Origin of the sequence: Sphingobacterium sp. T2 (genome assembly GCF_000814685.1) — a bacterium.
GTDB classification, from domain to species: domain Bacteria; phylum Bacteroidota; class Bacteroidia; order Sphingobacteriales; family Sphingobacteriaceae; genus Sphingobacterium; species Sphingobacterium thermophilum.
The window spans coordinates 1-5,268 of sequence record NZ_JXAC01000290.1 but is presented as its reverse complement, the minus strand read 5'-3'; the positions used below and the strand labels follow the sequence as shown (position 1 = coordinate 5,268).

At 42.5% G+C, this 5,268-nt stretch carries 4 protein-coding genes, 1 rRNA gene and 1 pseudogene; 4 read left to right on the top strand and 2 right to left on the bottom strand.

Annotation, left to right across the window (positions count from 1 at the left end):
- Window positions 1-995 (bottom strand): annotated as a pseudogene (locus tag SD31_RS14205) (replication-associated recombination protein A); the annotation flags it as partial.
- A gap of 161 nt (window positions 996-1,156) precedes the next feature.
- On the opposite strand from SD31_RS14205, the gene SD31_RS14200 reads away from it, so the two are divergent.
- The 4 genes from SD31_RS14200 to SD31_RS19610 all read left to right on the top strand — a co-directional run bounded on the left by SD31_RS14200 (window position 1,157) and on the right by SD31_RS19610 (window position 4,424).
- A complete protein-coding gene (locus tag SD31_RS14200) occupies window positions 1,157-2,155 on the top strand; it encodes a hypothetical protein (protein WP_156138389.1) in 999 nt (332 codons plus the stop codon).
- Window positions 2,156-2,296: 141 nt separating this feature from the next.
- The gene (locus tag SD31_RS19620) at window positions 2,297-3,223 is read left to right on the top strand and encodes a PDZ domain-containing protein (RefSeq protein ID WP_231561700.1); all 927 of its coding nucleotides are present in this window, start codon (window positions 2,297-2,299) and stop codon (window positions 3,221-3,223) included.
- A 168-nt stretch (window positions 3,224-3,391) separates the two neighbouring features.
- Window positions 3,392-3,760, top strand: a complete 369-nt coding sequence (locus SD31_RS19615; RefSeq protein WP_316929896.1) for a S41 family peptidase — start codon at window positions 3,392-3,394, stop codon at window positions 3,758-3,760.
- A complete protein-coding gene (locus tag SD31_RS19610; RefSeq protein ID WP_316929895.1) occupies window positions 3,729-4,424 on the top strand; it encodes a carboxy terminal-processing peptidase in 696 nt (231 codons plus the stop codon). Before SD31_RS19615 ends, SD31_RS19610 begins: the two co-directional genes overlap by 32 nt.
- 661 nt (window positions 4,425-5,085) lie before the next feature.
- Here the strand turns inward: SD31_RS19610 and rrf are convergent.
- Window positions 5,086-5,198: ribosomal RNA gene (gene rrf / locus SD31_RS14190) — 5S ribosomal RNA — on the bottom strand.
- Between the last annotated feature and the right edge of the window lie 70 nt (window positions 5,199-5,268).

The following is a 5,268-nucleotide window of genomic DNA, read 5'->3' as shown; positions in this document are numbered from 1 at the left end:
GKCAGAAGATGGGCATAAAGTAGGTTACCGTCTGCGACAAAATAGATTCTGGATTCGGGCCAGCCAATGACGTTGACGGGCTGAAAGCAGGTGTTGGCCAACAGCAAAGCGTTGGGATTCGCATTGCCTATATCTTCTGAAGCCAGAATGAGAAGCCTTCGCGCTATAAAAGAAGGATCCTCCCCCCCCTCAATCATGCGGGCAAGCCAATATACTGCGGCATTGGGGTCCGACCCACGGATAGATTTGATGAAGGCCGAAACAATGTCGTAATGCTGCTCGCCCGTCTTGTCATAGCGCGCCATATTCTGCTGTACCTGACGCAGCACAAAGTCGTTAGTAATGGCTATATTGTAAGGGACAGCAGCATCCACCACCAGCTCCAACACATTCAACAGCTTACGCGCATCACCTCCCGAGATGCGTAACAACGCATCGTATTCCTTGATGTCTATATTATCATTCTTGAGAAAGTCGTCCTCACGGATAGCCCGATTTATCAAGCCTATAAGGTCATCCTTGTCCAACGTCTCAAGCACATATACCTGACAACGGCTGAGCAAAGCCGAGATAACCTCAAAAGAAGGATTTTCTGTAGTAGCACCGATGAGTGTCACTAATCCCCGCTCTACCGCTCCTAGCAACGAGTCCTGCTGGCTTTTTGAAAAGCGGTGGATCTCGTCAATAAAAAGTATAGGCTGCTCCCCATTGAACTGTTGCAGCTGTTCAGCCTTATCTATAACCTCGCGAACCTCCTTGACTCCTGACTTGATAGCACTCAGACTGAAAAAAGGACGGCCCAACTCCTTCGCGATAAGATAGGCTAAGCTCGTCTTACCCACCCCCGGCGGTCCCCACAATATCATCGAAGGAACATTCTTGCGCTGTATGGCATTATACAGCACCGCTCCCTCGCCCAGCAAATGACGCTGACCCACATATTCCTTGATCGTGCGTGGACGCAACCTTTCCGCTAATGGTATCCGTGTGGCCATAAATTTATCCTTCTAAAGTTGTTACAAAGTTACACAAATGATTTGGCTCAAAAGTTGAGTTCTTTTTATACATTTGATGAAATATTTATAATATAATGAAATTTATTTTAACATTTTTTTACATATTCTTAATAACAGCGAATCTTTTCGGGCAGCAAACCATGGACCCTTACGGCTTCGTCAACAAATACGATCCGCAATTCAATGGTATAGGACCCAAAGTATATATTCTGCCTTTGCCCCGCTCCTTGGAAGAAGAAATGAAAGATACCTATACCGAAATTGCGGCCTTCAAAGACACCATAAATCGGGGACTTATGTTTTCTGCCCTTCTAAAAGGATTTCATCTTACATCTAACCACCAACTTATAGAGGCCGAAGCAGCACTGGCTGCACCCGCAAAACTCATAGAGGAAAGAAAAACGCTGCATGACCACGGTGCTCTCTATGCCCTCTATAATCTCTTGGCAAATAAAGCTTTGGCCGCCAAAGAATTGGATAGTGCTGCCCGCCTTCTGGACTCGGCAGACCGATATAGCTGGTTGAGTAACCACACCTCCGACCGCCTGCTAATCCGCTCTAATAAAGCTGCCGTACTGCTCATGCAAGATGCTTTGGAGCAAGCATCAGCCTTGGAAAACGAACTTATCGCTTATTACTCTTCTCAAAATGACAATAACAGAAAGGCCGAACATCTAACACGTGAAGCTCTCATCTCTGCACACAAACAGGCTTATACGCTGGCAGAAAATACCATAATCCGACAGGTGTTTCCTATATACAATAAGACCAAAGACAAAAAAGGTAAAATACAAGCTTGGATTACTCTGGCTAACATTTATCACTTACAGAACAAACATACAGAGGCTCAGTGGTTTTTGCTACAGGCAAAAACAGAAGCTACAACACTGAAAAGCGCAGAACTCTTAGCCGTCATAAATTATCTTCTCGGATATTCTAAATCCATGCAAAAAAACTACGCCGTGGCCGAAAAAGAGCTGTCCGTAGCCTTGCAACTCACGGAAGAACTACAAGACAACTATCTGAAAATAGCCATCGTAGAGGAATTAGGTCGCACAAAAGTAGCTTTGGGTCAGTACGAGGAGGCCAAGTCGCTGTACACAGAGTACAAAAAACTGCGCACAGCCCTTTTCCGCTAACATTGTTACATTATCCTGATGGAAAAAATACCCAGATTTGATATCTTGTAAATAATGATTTATGAATAATTTTTACTTATTTTTAGCTGCTTATTAAAATAAGAGGTCTATATAAGAATGTTTCTTAACAACACAATCAATATGTTTAAAAATTTATTTGTTTTACTAACTTTCATTACGGTGTTGGCATGTGGCTCCAAACCAAGAGTTCTCTTGGATGAAGATACCTCTACGCTCAAGCCGTCGAAACAACATGAAGTGATCGCGAAGGATGTTGTGAGCATACTTCAAAACTACAGTTACAAGAAGGTCGCTCCTAGCGACTCCATCTCCCAAATTGTTTTCGACAATCTGATAAAGTCATTAGATGAAGGGAAATACTATTTTACGCAGGCCGATATCGACGACATGTCGCAGTTCCGCAACAACATCAGTCAAGATATGGCCAAAGGGGATCTGTCTAGCGCTTTCTATATTTTCAACAAATTCAATCAGAGAGCGATAGAATGCCTAGAATATGCTTTAAAGCAAATTGACGCTGCCCACGACTTTTCTAAAGAAGAGAAATACGTAAGCTTCAGAGATAAGCTGGACTGGTTCAAGTCGGACCAAGAGCTCAAAGACCACTGGCGTAAACGCATCAAATTCGACCTGTTAAGTCTGAAACTTACCTCCGCCGAAGGAAAAGATGAGAGCGCCAAACATAAGGAAACGTTGAAGAAACGCTACAGCAACCTGCTGTCGCAGGTCAAAAAGACCAACTCCAACGATGCTTTCCAATATATCATGGCGGCATATACAGATGCCATAGACCCTCATACAACCTATTATAATCCGGCCTTTGCACAGCGCTTCAATGAAGATATGTCCAACACATTGGAAGGCATAGGAGCCCGTCTGCAGCTGGAGAACGACATGGTGACCATCAAAGAAATCATCGCCGGAGGTCCTGCCTACAAAGATAAAACCCTGAAAATCGACGACCGTATTATCGCAGTAGCGCAAGGCGATGGCGAGTTTGAAGATATCATAGGATGGCGCCTCGATGCTGCCGTAAGCAAAAATTAAAGGCCCTAAAGGTACGGTAGTACGTCTTAAAATCCTCCCTGCAGGACAGGACATCTCGGCACAGCCCGTAATCGTAAAACTTACACGTGAAAAAATTATCATCGAAGAAGAATCAGCGAAGAAAACCATTAAAACCGTAAAAGGGAACGGACGGCAAAACAATATCGTATCGGCGTCATCACACTGCCTAAATTCTATATAGACTTCGAAGGTTACAGAAGAGGAGACCCTAACTATAAGAGTACCACACGCGATGTAAGCCGCATTTTGGACACTTTGAACCAAGAAAAAGTGGATGCTGTAGTATTAGACTTACGCAACAACGGCGGCGGCTCTCTCCAAGAAGCTATAGAACTTACTGGACTCTTTATCGAAAAAGGACCGGTAGTGCAGGTGCGAGGCGTCCGCAATGACGTAGAAGTGCATGAAGACCGCGATAATAGCGTGAAATGGTCTGGTCCTTTTGCAGTGTTAATAAACCGTTTCTACGGCATCAGCATCGGAAATCTTCGCCGGAGCAATCCAAGACTATGGTAGAGGCATAATCTTAGGATCTCCTTCCTACGGCAAAGGAACCGTACAGTCTGCCGTAGATATGGGCCGCTTTATCAGCCCTACAGACAAGTTGAAAATACGCGCCGCAGGAGCAACAAAAGACCAGGATACCCCTGTAGGCGCTCCCGAATTCGGACAGATCAACGTGACAATAGCCAAATTCTATAGAATAAACGGAAGCAGCACCCAACACAAAGGTGTACATCCCGACATAGAATTTCCTACTCAGTTTACAGCCGATAAATACGGAGAAAGCTCCGAACCAGCGGCTCTACCGTGGGATCAAATCAAATCCACAAACTACAGCAAGATCGCTGATCTAACAAGCATCAAAAACAAACTGAAAGAACTTCATGATGCTAGAATGAAAAATTCTGATGAATATAAATTCCTGTTGGAAGATATCGCTGAATTCCAAAAAATGCAAAATGAGGTTACGGAAATAAGCCTTAGCGAAGCTCAGCTCAAAAAGGAAAGAGAAGATAACAAAACAAAAAATAGAAACCGTATCAACAGATTGTTAGAACTACACAATATGCCTCTTTGGAAAGAAGGCGAACCTCAACCAAAAGTTGAGTTCGACTTTATCCTCGATGAAAGTTTAAATATTGTGAAAGATTTTGTCAATCTTCTAGCCAAGAAATAATCTCTAACACATAAACAAGAAAAAGGGAACAGTCTACTGTTCCCTTTTTTATTAACATCGTTCTTAACTCTCCGTATTCTTCTCTTCAATGGTTTTAGAGTACAACATAAGGAATAACTCTTGCCGGAGACATCCGCTTTAATTTTTGCTACTTCGTTGACACTTTATAAAACGTTCAGTGCGATGCAATAAGTCTCCCTGCCCTATCGTGATATAGTTAATAAGTTAAGTACTGCCTTGCTTATCCTAACTACCCCTCACTTACAAATTCCTGCCATACCTTTCAGTAGCAATCCAATAAAATTGCATATTAACAACTAAAAAATCACCTATAAACGAATACGCTATTCAAGGAGCCCCTCAATGCACTATCTCTCTAAGACAGACAACGCTCAGCTATTTAATAGATTCTGATTTCCTGTGTATTATAGTTTAAAGCTAAACGGAAATGTTTGAATTAGGAAAAAATCTTTCACGATCTCAAATAGAGATAAATTCAAGATCATATGTTTAGTAAGATAAATAAAGGAGGTTTAAATTCTTAGGTTAGAAAAGCACAATCCCAATATGTTAAGCAGGGAAATAATGGGATATATCTAGGAAGTGTTGTAAAACAAAAAAGCCTTATCGATATGGATAAGGCTTTTCTTTGTTTAATAAGGGTAGGCACCGACCTACTCTCCCACCTGTTACGGCAGTACCATCGGCTCTGGCGGGCTTAACTTCTCTGTTCGGAATGGGAAGAGGTGATCCACTGCCGATATTAGGCTCTAACCTTATGTTCTTTAATCTCTTTTTGTATCATCACTACTTAATTGTAAGTCTTACTTACAATTGACATTTA

What these genes read in the sequence shown, in the direction of transcription:
- SD31_RS14200 (WP_156138389.1), top strand. Translation starts at nt 1,157, where the DNA reads ATGGACCCTTACGGCTTCGTCAACAAATACGATCCGCAATTCAATGGT.
- SD31_RS19620 (WP_231561700.1), top strand. Translation starts at nt 2,297, where the DNA reads ATGTTTAAAAATTTATTTGTTTTACTAACTTTCATTACGGTGTTGGCA.